General features: G+C 62.1%; 14 protein-coding genes. 7 read left to right on the forward strand and 7 right to left on the reverse strand.

The genetic code is table 11. The features are described from left to right. Positions 1-131: 131 nt before the first annotated feature. The 4 genes from BO1_RS23925 to BO1_RS23940 all read right to left on the reverse strand — a co-directional run bounded on the left by BO1_RS23925 (position 132) and on the right by BO1_RS23940 (position 7,007). On the reverse strand, positions 132-1,121 hold the full coding sequence (locus BO1_RS23925; protein WP_043286198.1) for an OmpA family protein: 990 nt from the start codon (positions 1,119-1,121) through the stop codon (positions 132-134). After that, positions 1,105-2,115, reverse strand: a complete 1,011-nt coding sequence (tagF, locus tag BO1_RS23930) for a type VI secretion system-associated protein TagF (protein WP_028219717.1) — start codon at positions 2,113-2,115, stop codon at positions 1,105-1,107. The genes BO1_RS23925 and tagF overlap by 17 nt, the downstream gene beginning before the upstream one ends. After that, on the reverse strand, positions 2,112-6,020 hold the full coding sequence (gene tssM, locus BO1_RS23935) for a type VI secretion system membrane subunit TssM (protein ID WP_028219718.1): 3,909 nt from the start codon (positions 6,018-6,020) through the stop codon (positions 2,112-2,114). The genes tagF and tssM overlap by 4 nt, the downstream gene beginning before the upstream one ends. 120 nt (positions 6,021-6,140) lie before the next feature. Next, a complete protein-coding gene (locus BO1_RS23940; RefSeq protein WP_028219719.1) occupies positions 6,141-7,007 on the reverse strand; it encodes a M15 family metallopeptidase in 867 nt (288 codons plus the stop codon). Positions 7,008-7,144: 137 nt separating this feature from the next. On the opposite strand from BO1_RS23940, the gene BO1_RS23945 reads away from it, so the two are divergent. Then, entirely contained in the window at positions 7,145-8,086 is a 942-nt protein-coding gene (locus tag BO1_RS23945; protein ID WP_028219720.1) for a hypothetical protein, read from the forward strand. Between the two features lie 69 nt (positions 8,087-8,155). Here BO1_RS23945 and BO1_RS23950 read toward each other — a convergent pair whose 3' ends face one another. After that, positions 8,156-8,596, reverse strand: coding sequence for an Lrp/AsnC family transcriptional regulator (locus tag BO1_RS23950; RefSeq protein WP_028219721.1), 441 nt, complete (start codon positions 8,594-8,596; stop codon positions 8,156-8,158). 331 nt (positions 8,597-8,927) lie between these two features. Here BO1_RS23950 and BO1_RS23955 point away from each other — a divergent pair, with 331 nt between their 5' ends. From BO1_RS23955 to BO1_RS23975, 5 genes are all read left to right on the forward strand, one after another. After that, on the forward strand, positions 8,928-11,975 hold the full coding sequence (locus BO1_RS23955; RefSeq protein ID WP_028219722.1) for an aminotransferase class III-fold pyridoxal phosphate-dependent enzyme: 3,048 nt from the start codon (positions 8,928-8,930) through the stop codon (positions 11,973-11,975). A gap of 216 nt (positions 11,976-12,191) precedes the next feature. Further along, entirely contained in the window at positions 12,192-12,977 is a 786-nt protein-coding gene (locus BO1_RS23960; protein WP_084688158.1) for an ABC transporter substrate-binding protein, read from the forward strand. Between the two features lie 60 nt (positions 12,978-13,037). Beyond that, positions 13,038-13,691: an amino acid ABC transporter permease gene (locus BO1_RS23965; RefSeq protein WP_218002822.1), complete on the forward strand. Its 654-nt coding sequence runs from the start codon at positions 13,038-13,040 to the stop codon at positions 13,689-13,691. 10 nt (positions 13,692-13,701) lie between these two features. Then, a complete protein-coding gene (locus tag BO1_RS23970) occupies positions 13,702-14,361 on the forward strand; it encodes an amino acid ABC transporter permease (RefSeq protein ID WP_028219725.1) in 660 nt (219 codons plus the stop codon). Positions 14,362-14,375: 14 nt separating this feature from the next. Beyond that, entirely contained in the window at positions 14,376-15,134 is a 759-nt protein-coding gene (locus tag BO1_RS23975) for an amino acid ABC transporter ATP-binding protein (protein WP_167338383.1), read from the forward strand. A 124-nt stretch (positions 15,135-15,258) separates the two neighbouring features. Here BO1_RS23975 and BO1_RS23980 read toward each other — a convergent pair whose 3' ends face one another. After that, complete coding sequence (locus BO1_RS23980; protein WP_028219727.1) at positions 15,259-15,606, reverse strand: cupredoxin domain-containing protein; 348 nt, start codon at positions 15,604-15,606, stop codon at positions 15,259-15,261. Positions 15,607-15,640: 34 nt separating this feature from the next. Beyond that, a complete protein-coding gene (locus tag BO1_RS23985; RefSeq protein ID WP_028219728.1) occupies positions 15,641-16,585 on the reverse strand; it encodes a metallophosphoesterase family protein in 945 nt (314 codons plus the stop codon). Between the two features lie 216 nt (positions 16,586-16,801). Between BO1_RS23985 and BO1_RS52470 the strand changes: the two genes are divergently transcribed. Beyond that, positions 16,802-17,092, forward strand: a complete 291-nt coding sequence (locus BO1_RS52470; RefSeq protein WP_156992376.1) for a hypothetical protein — start codon at positions 16,802-16,804, stop codon at positions 17,090-17,092. Positions 17,093-17,115 lie beyond the last annotated feature (23 nt).

Consider the following 17,115-nt stretch of genomic DNA (forward strand, 5'->3'; position numbering starts at 1 on the left):
GAAAAGTAGGTGCCGCCCCGCACAGGGGCAACGCCTGCGGCCCGCCGCGAAAACAAGTTACCGCGAAAACAAGTTACCGCGAAAAGCCCGCAAGCGCGCCAGCAAAAATCAAGCAATCGCACTGCGAAGCATCAGATCCCCGCCCGGAACTCAATACGCCGATTCCTCGCACGCCCATCAGCGGTATCATTCGACGCCACGGGCTGATCGGGCCCAACACCATCCGTCGTAAGCTGCTGCGGCGAGATCCCCTTACCAACAAGATACCCCTTCACCGCATCCGCCCGCGCCTGGCTCAACGCGATATTCGACGCACGATTACCCGAGTTATCGGTATGACCGATGATCTCCACCGTCCGCGTATTCATTTTCACCAGCACGGCCGCCATCTGATCGAGAATCGCGCGGCCCTCCGGCGCGAGCGTCGCGCTTCCCGTTTCGAATTCAATCGTGCGATTCGCGAGCGTCTGATCAAGCAACCCTTGCTCTGACGCACTCACGCGCAACCCATTGCGAATCGTATAGGTGGGATTAAGCGCATTGGCCATATCGCTCGCGATCTGCTGCCGCTGGGCTTCATTGCCCACTTCCCCCCGCACGTCGATCTGCGTGCCATCGATCTGCAGCTGTCCTTTGTGAATCTGCTTCAGCCCTGGATTAATCAGCTTCTGCACGTTCGCCGACCAATTAGGCGGCGTGGCCACGTCGCCCACTTCGATCTGATCGACCACGTTCGCCGCGCCATAGGTGTCGCGCAGGCGCTGCAGCACGGCGGCGTGCGTGGCTTCGTCAGGCACCTTGCCGCCCACCACGACCTGGCCCGGCGCCGTGTTCGCCGGAGCCGGCGTCGAGCTCGCGGTCCCGCGCGTGCCGGGAGCGGAGGCTGCGGCATTGACTGTGCCGGCCTGGCTGACCTGCCCAGCAGAGGATGCCGTGCCCGGCAGCTCCGTGGTGCGGATCTGCCCGCCGCTCGTATCCACGGGCGTGACGCGCGCGGGGCTGGCATCGTCGGCAAATGCGGGGGCGCTGAACGTGCCGAATGCACCAATCAATGCACCCAACGTCAGCGCCGCCGCGGCGGCGAGGGCGCTGCGCCTGGGCAGCTCAAGCACGGCGGCCATTGACCGGCTCCCCGATGAACGCCTCGCGGAACGTGTCGATCGAGACGCGCAGTGACAGTTGCGGCTGATCGAGGTAGCTGACGAGTTTGCTGATGCCATGGTCGTTCTGTGCATGTTCGTCGACCCACTCGGGATCGTCGATATCGATGTTATGGGCCGAGTAAGTTTGCGGATCGACCACGCTATGCAAGGTCTTCGCCGAGGCGCCGTTGAAGCCGATGATGAGCCGCTCGCGCTGCGCGATGGTGCCCATGAAAATCGCCAGTTCGAAGTCGGCCTTCGAGACGAACGGTGCGATCAGCTCGAGCCAGAATGCCGCCACGAGGCTGCGGTAGAACGGGTCGGTCGGCAGCGGCAGCGTGAGGCCCCGCTCGAGATGCGCCGCGCCGCTCGTCATCACCGGGCGCAGCAGCGAGCCGAGCGCGAGCATCGCGCCGCGCAGGCGCACCGGATGGCCGCTGGCGAGCAGCATCTGCTCGAGCCCAGAGAGTGTCTGATGCTCGATGAAGTCGGCGAAGGTGCCGTCGTGCGGATTGCCCGCGCCGCCCACGTCCACCGGCACGAAGGTCTCGCCGAGCGCCTGTAGTGCGCCGGCCGGTTCGCTCGGGCCCAAGAGTGGCTGCATCTGCGCGGAGACGCGCGACCACAGGCGTGCGAGCGCGAGCGGGCTGCGCGCGAGAAAGGCGAGCGGCTGCTCGACTTCGAGCGCCGTGGCCGCGAGAAACGGAAAGCGGCGTGACGACTGGTCCCGGCTCGCCACCATATGCCCCGCGATCGCGAGCTTGCTCTGCGAGCCGAGAAACGCGAAGTGCATCGGCTGCGCTTCTTCGTAGACGATCTTCCAGCGGGGATCGTCGGTGAGCATGTCCATCGCTTCGGCAATCCAGCGGTCGAGCGTCTGCAGGAGCTGCGGATTGTGTGCGCTTTTCACGAAGTCGCCGCGCGACGGGATCTTGCCGAAGTAGGCGATCTGCGCCTGTACGGTTTGCGTCATTGCGCGTCTCCCGCGTTGTTGTTGGCGCCCGTGGCGTTGGCCGTCGTCACCGCGCCGGCGGGCGCGTTCACGGGGGCGGTGTTGTTCTGCGCGTTGCCCGCTGCGGGCGCGGCGTTCGGCACAGCGGGCGCGTTGGGTGAGTCGGGGCTACCCGCCGCCGGGCCCACGTTCGCGACGGAAGACGGCAGCTGCACGCCGCCCAGCCCCTGCTGTTGCGGAGCGTTGCCGCTCGAAGCCGTGGGCTGCGAAGTGCTGATGATGCGCATGCTCACCGAAACCGACACGCTGCCCTGCGTCCACGTGAGGTCGAAGGTGCCGTCCGGACGGCGGCTGCGCTGCGCCGAGTTGATCAGCTTCTCCAGACCGTAGCGGCCCGGCTCATTGACGAGCTGGATCGTGCGGCCGTCGAAGGTGGTTGCGGAGAGCGTCGCGCCCGGCGCGCCCGCCGGATTCGGCCACACGAAGTTGGTCCACTGCGGCGGCGTGTTGCGGTAGCGCAGTTGCTGGCCGTCGATCGCAATCGTGTATTCGGTCGTGCCGCTCGAAGGCTGCGGCAGGATCTGGAACACGGTCTGCGGTTCGCTCGTGCCGCCGTTCGCACTGGACGCGCCGCCCGCGAGCGGCGCCACCCAGCGGGCGAAGCCGTTGGTGAAGTCGGGCGTGAGCGCGAGCCCCATGTCGCCCCACGTGCGCGCGGTGAGCGTGTCGCCGCGGCGCACCGCGAGGGGCCCGAGCGTGGTGCTCACGAACTTCGAGATCGCACCGTCCGGGCCGAAGGTCTGGGCGATTTCACTCGAGCCCGCCTCGATCTTCGCCGTGCTCGAGAACGGATACTTGTTCGCGAGCGACGCCTGGAAGGGCTGGTACACCTGGGCGTTCCACACCTTGTTCACTTCCGCGCTGGCCGGCTGGATCACCACCGCATAGGCCTGCATGAGCGGGCGCACGAGCAGCGGCCGCAGCGCCTTGCGCTGGTCGTCGGTGAGGCCGGTGAGCATCTGCTCGTCGACGAACTTCAGCGAATCGGACAGCTCCGAGCCGTTGCCGTCGAGCGTCTGCTGCATCAGCTGGCGTGCGCCCGGTCCCGGATCGCCCTGATTCTTGATGGTGTTAAAGCGCGTGCGCACCTTCGAGAGCGAGTCCATATAGCCCTGCAGCAGCGAGCCGTTGTCGTGCGTGACGACAATGCGCCCAAGCCCCGCGAACGCCTGGCCGACCGGGCCCATCGGCATCTCGACCGGATTGCCGTTGATGTCGATGTTCGCCTGGATCGGTCCGCTCTTTGCGCGCGAGAACAGGTTCTTGAACCAGCCCGTGATGCCGCTTTGCGCTTGCTTCATCGTGGCGTTGACGAGCGACGGGTTATCCCACGAAGTCTGGTCGTACGCGGTTTCGAGGATCTTGCGGATCGGCGAATCGTGCGGGTCGCCGAGGCGGTTCATCGCGTCGACGGCCTGGCCGAAGCTGCCGAAATCCTGCACGGCGATGCCCTGCATGAACTTCTGCCAGTGCTGCGCGTACTCGGCCTTGTACATGCCCACCAGGGTCTTCTGGATCTGCTCGGGGCTGCCCTCGAGCGTGAGGTCGTCGCTGGCCGAGGTGTTGAGCACCCAGTCCTTCGCCTGCAGCTCCTTCGTGGCGGCATCGCGGATCGCGGGCTGCACGTACTGGAACCATGCTTCACGCGTGAAGGTGCCCGGAATCGCGTAGCTGCCCGCCACGAGCGAGGCATTGCCGTCGCCGACGATGCGTGCGACCGTCATCGGCGCAAAACGCGTGGAGGCGCGCGCCTTGATTTCCTCATAGACGCGCTGGCGTGCCGGCATGCCGCGCACCACGTGGCGCAGGTCCTCGCGCGTCTGGTCGACGAGCGCGAGGTTCGCGTCGATCATCGGCCAGTCGTCGTCGGACACGCGCGAGAGGTAGAAGGTGATCATGCGCTCGGCGCTCTTGATCATCTCGTCACGAGGCATGTTGCCGCGATTGGTCTCCAGCCAGCCGCGCCAGAAGCGGGCGATCTGGTCGGTGAGGTGAGCGGTTTCCACATGACGCTTGTCCGAGAGCATCAGGTAGGTCTTGAGCGCGTTGTACGCGTCCTCGACGCTGGTGGGCGACGCGTCGCTATAGAGGCCGCCCTGGCTCGGGCTCGCCATGGCCGCGTGCGCGGACACCGGCACCGCGCCCGAATCGGGCGTGCGCGTCATGGGCGCGAGCTGGTCCGGATGCGCGTCGACTTCCTTGAGGAACGCTTCGACATTCTGCGAGACCGGCGTGAGCATGATCTGGCGCACGCCGTTGTAATACTCCTGAAGCAAGTGCTGCTCGACGCGGTCGCCCTGATAGAGGCCCAGCGACACCGCGAGCGGCCTGTCGCGGCGGAACTGCTCGAGCTGCTCGATGCGGTCCTCGAGAATGTCCATGGCCTGCAGGCGCGACTGCAGGTCGTTGCGGTTCTGCTGCAGCTTTTCCACGTTGTCGAGGTCGGCCTGCACGTTCGCCACGAGCTGCTGGTTGTTGATCGCCGACCAGGTCCAGCCGCCGAGCGCGAGCGCGAGCGCGGCCACCACGCCGAAGAACGTGGCGTAGCGCAGGCGCGTCTTCGCGGGGCTCGCGAATTGGCGGACCGTTTGCTTGTCGGCGAAAATCACCTTGGAAAACAGGTCTTTCAGGAAGAAGCCGTTCTTCGAGAACGCCGCTTGCGGCTTGGGCAGGCTGTCGGTCGAGAGCGAGAAGCGGTTGGCGATGCGCTGCGCGGCGGCGCTGTTGGTTTCGCCTTCCTGCAAGGCGCTCGTGAAGTAGAAGCCGCGGAAAATGGGCTTGTACTGGAACGGATTGTTCTCGAACAGCGTGGCGAGGAACGCGCGCAGCGAAGGCTTGATGGTGGAAAACTCGAGCGGGAAGCTCAGTTGCCCCGGCGTGAGTGCGTTGCCGCGGCTGATCGACATCTGCGCGATGCTGATTTCCTTGAGGCCGTCGTAGAGCTCTTCGAAGCGCTCGTCGAACAGCGCGACGATGTCGCGCTTCTCGTCCGGTTCGTAGGGCAGGGTGGCGCCCCAGACGCGGTCGTATTCGTTGCGGTCGCTGCCGCTGAAAAATTCGGTGAAGCCCGTAATGAGGTCGACCTTCGTGAACATCACGTAGACCGGTGCGAACACTTCGAGCTTTTCGGTGAGCTCCTGCACGCGCTGGCGCAGGTTCTTCGCGAGATTGATCGCGAACTCGGGGCGGTTGCCCGTGAGTTCGGCAATGCTCGCGGTCACGATGATGCCGTTGATGGGCGCCTTGGGCCGGAAGCGCTTGAGCAGCCCCAGAAAGCCGAGCCATTCGCCGCGGTCTTCCTCGTGCACCGAATAGCGGCCCGCCGTGTCGAGCAGAATGCCTTCGGTCGTGAAGAACCAGTCGCAATTACGCGTGCCGCCAATGCCGTGCACGATGGCGTCTTTTTTGTCGGCGAAAGGAAATTGCAGTCCCGAATTGAGCACGGCGCTGCTCTTGCCCGCCGCCGGATTGCCGATGACGATGTACCACGGCAGCTCGTAGAGCGCCGAGCCGCCCGAGAGCTGGCCAATCTTCGAGGTCTTGATGGTCTTGACCGTTTCCACGAGGCGCGTGCGCAGCGCGTCGAGTTCGACCTGCGTGCCGCTCGCGGCAGCGCTGCTGGTGCTCTCGACCTGAGCCTGCTGTTCGAGCATCTCGCCGAGCTTGTTGTTGCCGCGGCGCACGCGCTTGCGGCGCACGAACCAGACGAGCAGCGATAGCAAGAGCAGCACGCCGAGTGCGAGCACGGCCCACATGAGCGCGATTTGCCCCGCTGCGACGAGAGCGAACAGCCCCGTGGCCACTGCGATCAAGGTGATGATGGAAAGCGTGCGCCTGTGGGTCAACACGTTGAGGATGCGTTGCATAAGCCGGTCAGGTCCTGGTGCTTTGAGTGCTGTTCTGATGGTGCGTAGCGTGAGCTACGGCGGCCACGGCGGGCCGCTCGAGCTTATAGGCGTCTGATTGCGAAACCATGTCGGCGCGGATTATTGGACTTTTTGACGAGCCGCGGCTCTGCGCCCGAGCACGAAACCGGGCTTGTGATATTCGACGTGCCCGAGATCCATCAATTTCCACCGGCCACCCCACGTTAGCCCGACCTGTTCGGCCACCTGCCCATATAACTGATAGCCGCGCATGGCCCAAGGATCTTTTTCTGAAATGACGAGCTTGCCGTCTCGTAAAAACGCGTTATCCGCCGCGAGTCCGTATTGGTGGTAGCTCTGAAACGCCGCGGCATTGGTCACGCTGCCCCCCATTTTCGCCAGCCGGTCCTGCCGTTCGGGGCTCCGATAACCTTCCAGCAATGCCATTTGATAACCGTATTGCTCGTGCATGATTTTATAAACGAGCAATAGACGCGTACGGAAATCCGGATCGAGCAGATTCCAGTCGCGGCTCGCATCCACCAGCGCGGGGCGAAGCTGTTCGACCTCCTGCGTGGCGAACACCTCGGGCGGCAATGGCGGCGGCGGGACGAGCTGCTCGCCATTGAGCAACGCCGAGATTTTTTCATCGGGCGCCCGAAGCGTGTCATCGTATTGGAATAACTGGTGGCCGCGAAGCGCAATGGCAACCAACGGCGGCGTCGCAAGAATACCTGTCGTCGACAAAATCAGCAAGCGCCGTTTAATCAGCAAATTTTGCATACCCGTCATGCTTGATTGGGAATATTTTGCCGATCTTGAAATGCCTTTACGCGCTTGCGTGGCGCTTGCCGATATACGTTGCGTAACGATGTTATGCAAATTGGATATGACGTCGAAAAACACCGCACGCACGCCCGGAAGAAGCAGTATTGCCGCTAACGGGACGGTAATGGCGAAATAGACTACGAGTGCAATGGCAACCAAAAGCAACCTCTTGAACTGGAGGCAATTGTTTTTTGTAATGCTTGATTTTAGAATCAGGCCTGCCCGAAGCCGGGTCGACCCGTATTATTACGGCGAAACAGGCCCGATTCAATGTGCACGATTCGAATGAGACTCTAATGAGTGTGCCGGACAACTCCCGCCCTAAAGCTCCACCCAGCCTGCTTGCTGATGGCCCCGGCAAAGCGGCCAGCGCGCCCGCCAACGGCGGCGCGCCCAATGGCTCGCGCATTCTTGCGAATCTTGAAGGGCGCGTCGTGCCGCCTGCCGCACCGGCAGGAAAGCCGGCGCGCGTCTCGAAGACGGCCGCGCTCGTTGCGCTGCTCGTGATCGGCGCCGGCGCGCTCGGCGCATGGCAGTTGATGACGCGCGCGCCCTCCACGGCATCGAGCGCCTCTGCCACGCCGGCAAGCGCCACGGTGGCGGCTGCTGCGGCCGCGAGCGCATCGCAGGCGGTCGTTGCGGGCGCACAGACCGGCGCGCCCGACGCCGCTTCGGCATCGCACGCGGCAACGATCGTCGCCGACGACGATACGGCCAATGCAAAGTCCGCCGCGGCCAATGCCGCTCCGGCACCGGCGAACGATGCCGACCGGCTTTCACACGCACTGACAGACGGCGCGCGCGACGGCAGCGCGAGCGGCGCCACGGTTGCGGCAGCCGTGCCCAAGGCGCAGGCGCCTCGAGCCCAATCGGCGCCATCGCGCGAGAAGGCCGCGGCGAAGCATCCGGCGGCGAATACCCGCCGCACGGAAAGCAAGGCGGCCGTTGCGCAGTCGAAGAAGCCGCACAACGGCGCGAAGCAGGATGATTCCGACGTCGATCTGCTCGCCGTGCTCGTGGCGCGCACGAAGCCGGCCGATGCCAAGGCGGCCGCGCGTACGTCGAAGGCCGCGGGCAAGGCCCAGAGCGACAGCAATGCAGCGCTGGCGCAGCAAGTGAAGGCGTGCGGCGATCGGGGATTCTTCGAAGATCAGTTGTGCCGCTGGCGCGTGTGCGATGGCCACTGGGGCACGGATCCGGCGTGCCCCTCGGCGGCGCGGGCGAGCAACGAGCATTGAGAGCGCGGCTGGACGGCCGGGTGGGGTGCAACGCTCGACCGGTCGTTCACTTCTGCTTGCGCCTGAGCGTCAGCGCATTTCCCGGTCAATATTTCGCCGTAGAACGACTGCCGTCGTCAGATCGTCGACCGCCTCGTAGTTCGCGACCCAGTCACGGACCCGATTGAGCCCGTCGATGTTGCCCGCTTCAATCTCCACAATCAGGTCAAGCTCGCCGCTAACCGACGACACGCGTCGAACCTCGGGCTGTTCAGCCAACAGGTCGAGCAATTGATTCGCGGGCGTTCGCTTCAGACTGACCAGCAGAACCGCCCGAATCACGTTGGCGTTGATCTCGCCGATGTCCGCGCGATAACCCCGTATCACACCGCTTCTTTCAAGATTGCTGACGCGCTCGCTCGTTGCGCTACGCGATAGCCCGATGCGGGCAGCCAAGGCCTTCAACGCGATGCGGGCATCCTTGGCGAGGATAGTCAGAATTTCACGGTCAGTCGCATCAAGCTCTCGCATCAGTCATCGTCCCCGTCAACCGAATAGATGCCGGTCCATTCCGACAATCTGCCGGACGTTCCGGCAACTTACATGATGTCGCAAAACGGATTGCATGCCAACATGTTGCCAGAATAGCCTGTTCGACGAACCATCAGGCAGGCGGCTGGCTTGAAGGGGCGAGTGGCGGCACGAACCGCCGCTCGTGAAACTGCGCGAGGCGGGTCGATTCGACGTCGCGCATGCTGCCTTCGATTCTTGTCCGTGGCATTCAATAAGTGATCCTGACTAATGCCGGCGCATAACCGGTGTTTTGAACAGGTCTTTTGGCAATCCGCGCTGGAAGCTCGATATGACTGATCTCACTCGCCCTGCACCCCACTACACTGTCACCGACGCCGAAAAGCTCAGCGAAGAGATTTTTGGCGTGAAGGCAACCGCCTCCTTGCTCGACGGGGAGCGGGACCGTAACTTCCGGCTGATCACGCAGACGGGTGCGGCCTGGATTCTGAAGATCGTGAATTCCAGCGAACCCAAGGTTGAAAGCGAGCTGCAGACCGCGATTCTGCATCATCTGAACGAAGTCAACCCCCGTATACCCGTTCCGCATCTGAAGCCGAGCCTCAGCGGTGAGCGGCTTGCGTCGACGGTGTCATCGACGGGAGAAGCGCATGCCGTGCGCCTCGTGGAATGGATTCCAGGCACCCCGCTCGCGCAAGTCGAGAGAAGCTTTGAACTGTTGCGCAATCTCGGTCGTGCCATGGGTGAGCTCGATCGCGCCTTGCAGGGGTTTATCCATCCCGGCGCACTGCGCAATCTCGACTGGGATCTTCGGCACGCCGCCCGTGCACGCGCCCGTCTGCACTTCGTCCGCGACGAGGCGAAGCGCTCGATTCTCGAGCGGTTTATCACGCGCTTCGAACGTCATGTAGTGCCGCAGCTGTCGCGTCTGCGCGCTCAGGTCATCCATAACGACGCGAATGACTGGAATGTGCTCGTCGACGAAGCAACACGCAGTGACATTGCTGGGCTGATCGATTTCGGCGACGCCGTTCATACGGTGCTGATTGCCGACGTCGCGATTGCATGCGCCTATTCGATCCTGGACATGGACGATCCGATTGGCGCTGCGGGTGCACTTGCCGCCGGGTTTCACGAGAAATACCCGCTCCTGCCGGAAGAGGTCGAGATGCTGTTCGATCTCATCGCAATGCGGCTCGTCATCAGCGTGACGTTCTCTGCTTCCCGCCGTGACCGGATTCAGGACGATCCTTATCTCGCGATCAGCGAAGCGCCGGCCTGGCGGCTATTGCACCGGCTCGACGCGATGAATCCCCGCTTCGCCACGGCCATCCTGCGCAAGGCGTGCGGGTTCGAAGCGGTGGAAGGGGCGGTCGCGACACGCAACTGGATTGCCGCCAACGCGAAGGGCTTCGCACCGATCGTGCGGCCGCATCCGGCGACGCTGGCCAAGGCGCTCGTTCCTTTCGGCGATGCAACGCATGAAATGACGCTCGACTCGGCTGCGCAGCGTCCCGGGAAAGCCACGGCATGGTGGAACGACTTCTGCGCGCGCCATCATGTTCAGCTTGGTGTAGGGCCGTGGGGTGAAAAGCGCACGGTTTACAGCAATGCTGCGTTTGAGTCCAGATTCATCAACGGCCAGCATCGCGTCTGCCATCTCGGCGTCGATCTGTTCATGCCTGCCGGTACCGCCGTCCATACACCACTGGATGCCACGGTGCGAAGCGTGCAGATCGAGCCGGATCCCCTCGATTATGGCGGGCTGGTCGCGCTCTTGCATGAACCGCAAGGGTGCCCGCCTTTCGTGACGCTCTGGGGGCATATGGGACATGAAGCCCTGGCGCGCCTGAAGCCGGGGCAGAGGCTGGCTGCGGGCGATCTCGTCGGTTACATGGGGGCAGCCGATGAGAATGGCGGCTGGACTCCGCATCTTCATCTACAGGTGTCGACGGACGTCGATCTGTCCGCAACGGAAGTGCTCGGGGTGGGCGAGGCCGCCTATCTCGACGTATGGGCCGATATGTTTCCGGACGTCGCCGCACTGGCCGGCATCCCACCCGAAGCGTTCAAACAGACGGGGCGCAGCCGCGCCGAGATTGTTGAGCGTCGCAAAGCGATCCTGCTGCCCAATCTGTCGATCTCCTATTCCGAGCCGATCAAGTTTGTGCGCGGCGACGGTGTCTGGCTCATCGACCATCGCGGCCGCGCCTATCTCGACTGCTTCAATAATGTCTGCCATCTCGGCCATGCGCATCCCGACGTCGTGGAGGCCATCGCCAGGCAGTCGGCGATCCTCAACACCAATACGCGCTATCTGCACGACAACATCGTCGCGTACGCCGAGCGCTTGACCGCCACCTTGCCGCCAGGCCTTGCGGTGGCGAGCTTCGTCTGCTCGGGCAGCGAGGCGAACAGCCTGATGCTGCGCATGGCCCGCCACCATACTGGCAGCCGCGACGCTCTGGTGCTGGATTGGGCCTATCACGGCAACACACAGGAGCTGATCGACCTGAGCCCCTACAAATACAAGAGCAAAGGCGGTAAAGGCAAGCCGGACCATGTCTTCCAGGCCGACATTCCCGATAGCTACCGCGCGCCATTGGGCTGGCCGCTAGAGGAGCATGGCAGGCGTTTCGCGCAGAGCGTAGCCGAGCAGATCGACGCCATGAGAAAGCAAGGCCGCAAGCCCGCTTTGTTCATGGCCGAGTCGATCCCGAGCGTGGCGGGGCAAATCTTCCTGCCGGCAGGGTATCTGAAGGAGGTCTACGCCATGGTGCGCGCCGCCGGTGGACTTTGCGTCGCCGACGAAGTGCAGGTTGGCTTCGGCCGGGTCGGCAGCCACTGGTGGGCCTTCGAGATGCAGGACGTCGTGCCCGATATCGTCACCATGGGCAAGCCCATCGGCAACGGCCATCCGATGGCGGCGCTCGTGACCACTCGCGAGATTGCTGACAGTTTCAACAACGGCATGGAGTATTTCAACACGTTCGCGGGCAATCCGGTGGCGTGCGCCGCTGGCCTCGCCGTGCTCGACGTCATTGAACGCGACGGTCTGCGGCAGAACGCACTCGAAGTCGGACAGTATCTGCTCGAGGGCTTTCGCGTCATGCAGAAGCGCTACGACGTGATTGGCGACGTGCGTGGGCAGGGCCTGTTCCTCGGTATCGAGCTGGTACTGGATCGCAAGACCAAGGAACCGGCCACGGCCATGGCGAAGAAAATCTGCGATGGCGCGCGCGAGCGCGGCGTCCTGATGGGCACGGAGGGCCCGTTCGACAATGTGTTGAAAATGCGCCCGTCGATGATCTTCAGCCGCGCCAATGCGGATCATTTGCTCGGCGTGCTGGCAGATAGCATCGAAGCCGCACTTCGTTAAAGAAACTGGTGTGTGGATGCCCGTGCGTGCCGGGTGCGTTCTGCGAGGGCCTGGCCAGGGCAGCGAAGCCGGCAAAATGCCGGCCGGATCCGACGCTATATCGGACTCCACCGGCACTTTGCCGGCTCTCCGCCAATGGGAATTATGTCAAGATTTTGACGGACGGAACAAGAGATCGGCAAAAACAGACGATCAATTCTGGAGGAGATGCTTGCCATGATTTTGAAAATTAAACGCCTGATTTCGGTAGCGCTGACGGCTATGGCTGTCACCTTTCCCGCTCACTCTGTCATGGCTGACGAGCTTCAGGCATTGAAGAGTACGGGCGAGCTTCGCATTGCAATGAGCGGTCAATATCCACCCTTCAGTTTCGCCAATGACAAGAACGAGATCGTCGGGTTTGACGCCTCGATTGGTTCCGAGCTTGCCAGGCGATTGAAGCTCAAGCCGGTGATCGTGACGACGCCTTTTGACGGCATCATCGGCGGCTTGCTGGCAAAGAAATACGACATCGTTGTCGCGTCGATGACGATCACGCCCGCGCGTGAGAAGGCCGTGGATTTCGTCGGCCCGTACTACCATGTGGAACGTGTCGCCGTGGTCGCGGCGGGCTCTCCAATTCAAAAAATCGACGACCTCAAGGGCAAGACCGTGGGCGTGATCCTCGGGGATACCAACGACAAGTGGGCGCAGGCGCAAAGCAACTGGAACATCCGCACCTATAAGGGGCTGCCCGAGATGTTGATGGAGCTTCAGAACGGCCGTATCGACGCCATTATCATGGACAGTGTTCCCGTCATGGTCGCCGTCAAGGAAACCGGCCAGAAAGTCAGGATGCTTGCCATTCCCGGTGCGCAAGCATCGCCGGACAGTATCGGCATCGCAGTCCGCAAGGGCAACCCCGAGCTCAAAGTGGCCTTGCAAAAGGCGCTTGACGACATGAAGGCCGACGGCACCTACGAGAAAATTTCCAGGCAATGGATCGGCAGCGATATCCGCTGATCGAACTAGCGGGGCCGACTCGGGCACGCCGAGTCAGTTGAAGGCGATGCGGAGATTTTCATGGATATGGCCATTGCACTGGTGCTGCGAACCCTGCCGTTTTTTCTGGAGGCGACATGGGTGACCGTACAGATTTCGTCACTTGCCTTTGTCATTGGACTCGCCCTCGCCGTTGTGCTGGTGGCAGGGCGCTTCTCGGATAACCGGGTTCTGCGCGCGCTCTCAACGACCTATGTCAGCATCTTTCGCGGCACGCCCAATCTGGTGCAGTTGTTTATCCTCTACTTCGGCGGGCCGCAGATCGGGCTCAATCTGGATCCGTTCAGCGCCGGATATATCGCGCTGGGCCTGAACATTGCCGCGTATATGTCCGAGTCGATGCGTGGCGCGATCGTGAACGTCGAGCGCGGGCAAACCGAAGCGGCCCGCTCAATCGGGCTGTCACGCGGGCAGACGATGAGGCTCATTGTCCTGCCACAGGCAGCGCGCCTGATGATACGTCCGCTGGGCGTCAACACGGTCGGGCTCGTAAAGGGATCGGCGCTGGTTTCAACGGTGTCCGTGGTGGAGCTGACGTATACCGCGCAGCGATACATTGGGTCCACCTATAAGCCCTTCGAAATATTCGCGATCGCGGCAGTCCTGTACATGATCGTCATCTACGTCGTAGTGCGCATAGTCGATCTTCTGGACAAACGCTTCGCCGCTCGCTGAGGAAGAACCGATGCAATCACTCGATTTCAGCATAGTTTTGCCGTACACAGGGCTGCTTCTGCAAGGCTTGGCCTGGACGTTGATCCTGACGGCGCTGTCCTCACTCCTGAGTCTTGTTTTTGGCGTGGTATTTGCGCTTGTCGTGCTGTATGCGCCGGCCTTTGTTTGTTACCCGGTGCGTCTCTTCATTTGGCTGTTCATGGGGACGCCGCTATTGCTGCAGCTTTTCCTCATCTACTTCGGCCTCGCGCAGATTGGCATCGATATTTCGGCCTTTATTGCCGGCATCATCGGTCTGAGCCTGCATTTTGCGGCCTACAACGCCGATGTCATTCGCGCGGGGATTCTTTCCGTGGATCATGGTCAGACGGAAGGGGCGCGCTCGATTGGCTTTGGCCGCTGGCAAACGCTGATCCATATCGTGATTCCACAAGCGGTAAGAAAGACGATTCCGCCGATCGGAAATAACATGATTGTTCTCTTGAAGGACTCGTCTCTCGTATCGGTCATCGGAATTACCGAGCTCGTCAATAGTGCCCAGCATGCCATCAGCGATACCTTCAGTCCGTTTGAGTTCTATCTGAGCATTGCGGCGCTTTACTACGTTTGCAATGTTGCGATGGAATTCGGCCTTCGACGCCTTGAGAAAAATGTGGAGGTGACGCGATGAGTGCCTTGAAACCCATGGTCGAAGTGAAGAATGCGCGCAAAGCTTATGGCGCCGTGGAGGTCTTGAAGGGCATCGATATTTCCGTGTCGCGCGGCCAGATCGTCGCGATCATTGGCCCCAGTGGGTCTGGGAAAAGCACGCTGCTGCGCTCGATCAATCATCTCGAGACATTGAATGGGGGAGAGGTCTGGCTCGACGGCACACAAGTGAATCAGCCATTGAAAGGACGCGCGTTCGAGAGGCACATCAATGCCGTCCGGCAGCAGATGGGGATGGTGTTCCAGCACTTCAATTTGTTTCCTCACTTGACCGTTATGGAAAATATTGTGTTGGGCCCCATCAAGCTCAAAGGCATGCGCAAGGACGATGCCCGTGAGCGTGCACGGGGGCTGCTATCGAAAGTCGGACTTGCCAGCAAGATTGACGCTTACTCTTCGCAATTGTCTGGAGGGCAGAAGCAGCGAGTGGCGATTGCACGATCGTTGGCGATGCAGCCCAAAGTCATGTTGTTCGACGAGGCGACCTCGGCTTTGGACCCGGAGCTGGTCGACGAGGTCAATGCTGTGATGAAGCAGTTGGCGGCCGAACAGATGACGATGTTGATTGTCACGCATGAGATGCGTTTCGCCGCGGAGGTCGCCGACCGGATCGTGTTTATGGACGGTGGCGTGGTTGTTGAAGAAGGCGCGCCAGATCAGGTGCTTCGCGATCCGTGCCAAGGTAGAACGCGCGCATTCTTGAAGAATCATCTGGCCTCGGCCGAGCGAGTGTGAGGCGTGCCTCGCTTCATGCGCCGTGTCGGCGACAAAGCGGCCATGCCGCGGGCGATTTCACTGAAAAAATATGGATTCCTTATCGAATGAAATGCGCTCGCGGCCATGGCTCGCCTGAATCGGCCTACTGCACAGTAATGGTCGCCTTCATGTACGGATGAATGCCGCAGTTCACGTTGTACACCCCCGGCTTGTCGAACTTGAACTGATACGTATCGTTCTGATCGAGCGCGGCCGAGTGGAATATGCCCGCGTCGTTGACGACCGAATGCGGCTCGCCATCCATGTTTTTCCACGTCACCGTCGTGCCGGCCTTGACGGTGAGGGACATCGGCGAAAACATGAAATTCTTGATGATGACCTCATTGGGGTCCTGGGCATGCGCGGCAGGCGACCCGATGGCCAATGCTGCCGTGAGCAGGGCGCTCCCGAGGGAAAGGATGAAGGCACGACGAGAGAAAGGGGATGGCATGGCTTGGCTCCTGATTGAATGATGAATTTCGCGGTCAGGCGAGCGTCGTGTCGGAAAGCGTCGCGGCAAGCGGATGGCGCGTGATGCGGATACTCGTCACGCCCAGCATCTTGGGCAGTTGATCGCTCGCCACCGTCAGCGGCCCGGGTCCGGGACCATTGCCGGCCATCGGTTGCGGATAGGCGGTCGAGCGCGCGGTATGGAAGGTGATATTGCCTTCCACCTTGGAGACGATCTGATGGATATGCCCATTCAGAACGGTGACCGAGCCGAACCGCTTCAGAGCGTCCATCGCCTGGCCCGCGTCGCCCGTGCCCCAACCCCAGGGTTCGTAGATCGTCCACATCGGCATATGGGTAAAGACCACGATCGGCGTGCTGGACGTGCGCCCCTTCAGATCGTTCTGGAGCCAGGCAAGCTGGTCGTCGCCCAGACTCCCGAGCCCGTTCGGCTTGAAATGCATCACATTGACGAGGCCGATGAAGTGCACGCCATTGTGGTCGAAGCTGTAATAGCCCCGGTTGTCGGACGCCTGGCCGAAGCGTTTGAAGTATTCGCCCTGCGGTCCGTCCGTCACGTCATGCTCGCCGGGCACCGTGTGCAGCTCGGTAATGCTCAGCCCGGACAGCAACTGGCTGGCGAGATCGAATTCTTCCGGCTTGGAGAGATGGGTGATATCGCCCGTGTGTATCGTCAGGGCGGGCTTGACCGGCATGGCGTTGACGTAGTCAATCGTCTGCTTGAGCGTCCCCGCAACGTCCGGATTGGCTTCCTTGTTGAAGCCGATATGCGAGTCGCTGATCTGCAGGAAAAGGGGCGTGCCGGAAGCCGCTGATTGATCCTTGCTGCTGGCCGCGAGCGCCAGCTCCACGGGTGTGAAAACCCCACCGGCCAGGACAAACAGGGTGCCTGCGCCGCCGAAAGCGAGGCATTTCAGGGCGTTGCGGCGCGACGGCTGGGAAGGAAGATCTGAAGGCATGATGTCCTCTGGTGTGGAGTCTGGATTCAGGAAGCCGGCTGCCGGATCGATCCGGAGGGCTTCCAGGGCGGGTTTCAGACGTAATACCGGGGAGGTGCCGGTTTTATTCCCGGCCGCCTATCGCACGGCTGGCAACTGATGGAGCGTTATGCTCGCGGGAATAACGGGCGCCTGAGCGCGGTATTGCAGGCAAGGCACCCAAAATGGGAGATCGAAATGGACCTCATCCAGATGGCCCGTGCGTCGGGCTTGACCGTGATCCTCGACGGCAGGATTGGCCGCGAGGAATACCAGAGCGTATGCGGTCCGATATCGGCGTTAGAGCGGTTCGCCGATGCGCTGCATCAGGGTGTTGCGCATCGGCATGACGGCGCCCCGCGCCGGTCATCGGCGGGCAGCGTGTTTGGCCGGTTGCGCCGGCGCATCAGCCGGCTGGCGAGCATAACGGGCGCCATGGCGAAGCCCGCCCGGAACATGTCCCGCGTCGTTCATCGGAGCCGGAAGTGAGCGGCTTCGGCGCGACGTGCGCG

This window comes from Paraburkholderia oxyphila NBRC 105797 (genome assembly GCF_000685075.1).
In the GTDB taxonomy this organism is placed as follows: Bacteria; Pseudomonadota; Gammaproteobacteria; order Burkholderiales; family Burkholderiaceae; genus Paraburkholderia; species Paraburkholderia oxyphila.

What these genes read in the sequence shown, in the direction of transcription:
- tagF (WP_028219717.1), bottom strand. Translation starts at nt 2,115, where the DNA reads ATGACGCAAACCGTACAGGCGCAGATCGCCTACTTCGGCAAGATCCCG.
- BO1_RS23965 (WP_218002822.1), top strand. Translation starts at nt 13,038, where the DNA reads ATGGATATGGCCATTGCACTGGTGCTGCGAACCCTGCCGTTTTTTCTG.
- BO1_RS23925 (WP_043286198.1), bottom strand. Translation starts at nt 1,121, where the DNA reads ATGGCCGCCGTGCTTGAGCTGCCCAGGCGCAGCGCCCTCGCCGCCGCG.
- BO1_RS23960 (WP_084688158.1), top strand. Translation starts at nt 12,192, where the DNA reads ATGATTTTGAAAATTAAACGCCTGATTTCGGTAGCGCTGACGGCTATG.
- BO1_RS23975 (WP_167338383.1), top strand. Translation starts at nt 14,376, where the DNA reads ATGGTCGAAGTGAAGAATGCGCGCAAAGCTTATGGCGCCGTGGAGGTC.
- BO1_RS23970 (WP_028219725.1), top strand. Translation starts at nt 13,702, where the DNA reads ATGCAATCACTCGATTTCAGCATAGTTTTGCCGTACACAGGGCTGCTT.
- tssM (WP_028219718.1), bottom strand. Translation starts at nt 6,020, where the DNA reads ATGCAACGCATCCTCAACGTGTTGACCCACAGGCGCACGCTTTCCATC.
- BO1_RS52470 (WP_156992376.1), top strand. Translation starts at nt 16,802, where the DNA reads ATGGACCTCATCCAGATGGCCCGTGCGTCGGGCTTGACCGTGATCCTC.
- BO1_RS23980 (WP_028219727.1), bottom strand. Translation starts at nt 15,606, where the DNA reads ATGCCATCCCCTTTCTCTCGTCGTGCCTTCATCCTTTCCCTCGGGAGC.
- BO1_RS23955 (WP_028219722.1), top strand. Translation starts at nt 8,928, where the DNA reads ATGACTGATCTCACTCGCCCTGCACCCCACTACACTGTCACCGACGCC.
- BO1_RS23950 (WP_028219721.1), bottom strand. Translation starts at nt 8,596, where the DNA reads ATGCGAGAGCTTGATGCGACTGACCGTGAAATTCTGACTATCCTCGCC.
- BO1_RS23945 (WP_028219720.1), top strand. Translation starts at nt 7,145, where the DNA reads ATGAGTGTGCCGGACAACTCCCGCCCTAAAGCTCCACCCAGCCTGCTT.
- BO1_RS23985 (WP_028219728.1), bottom strand. Translation starts at nt 16,585, where the DNA reads ATGCCTTCAGATCTTCCTTCCCAGCCGTCGCGCCGCAACGCCCTGAAA.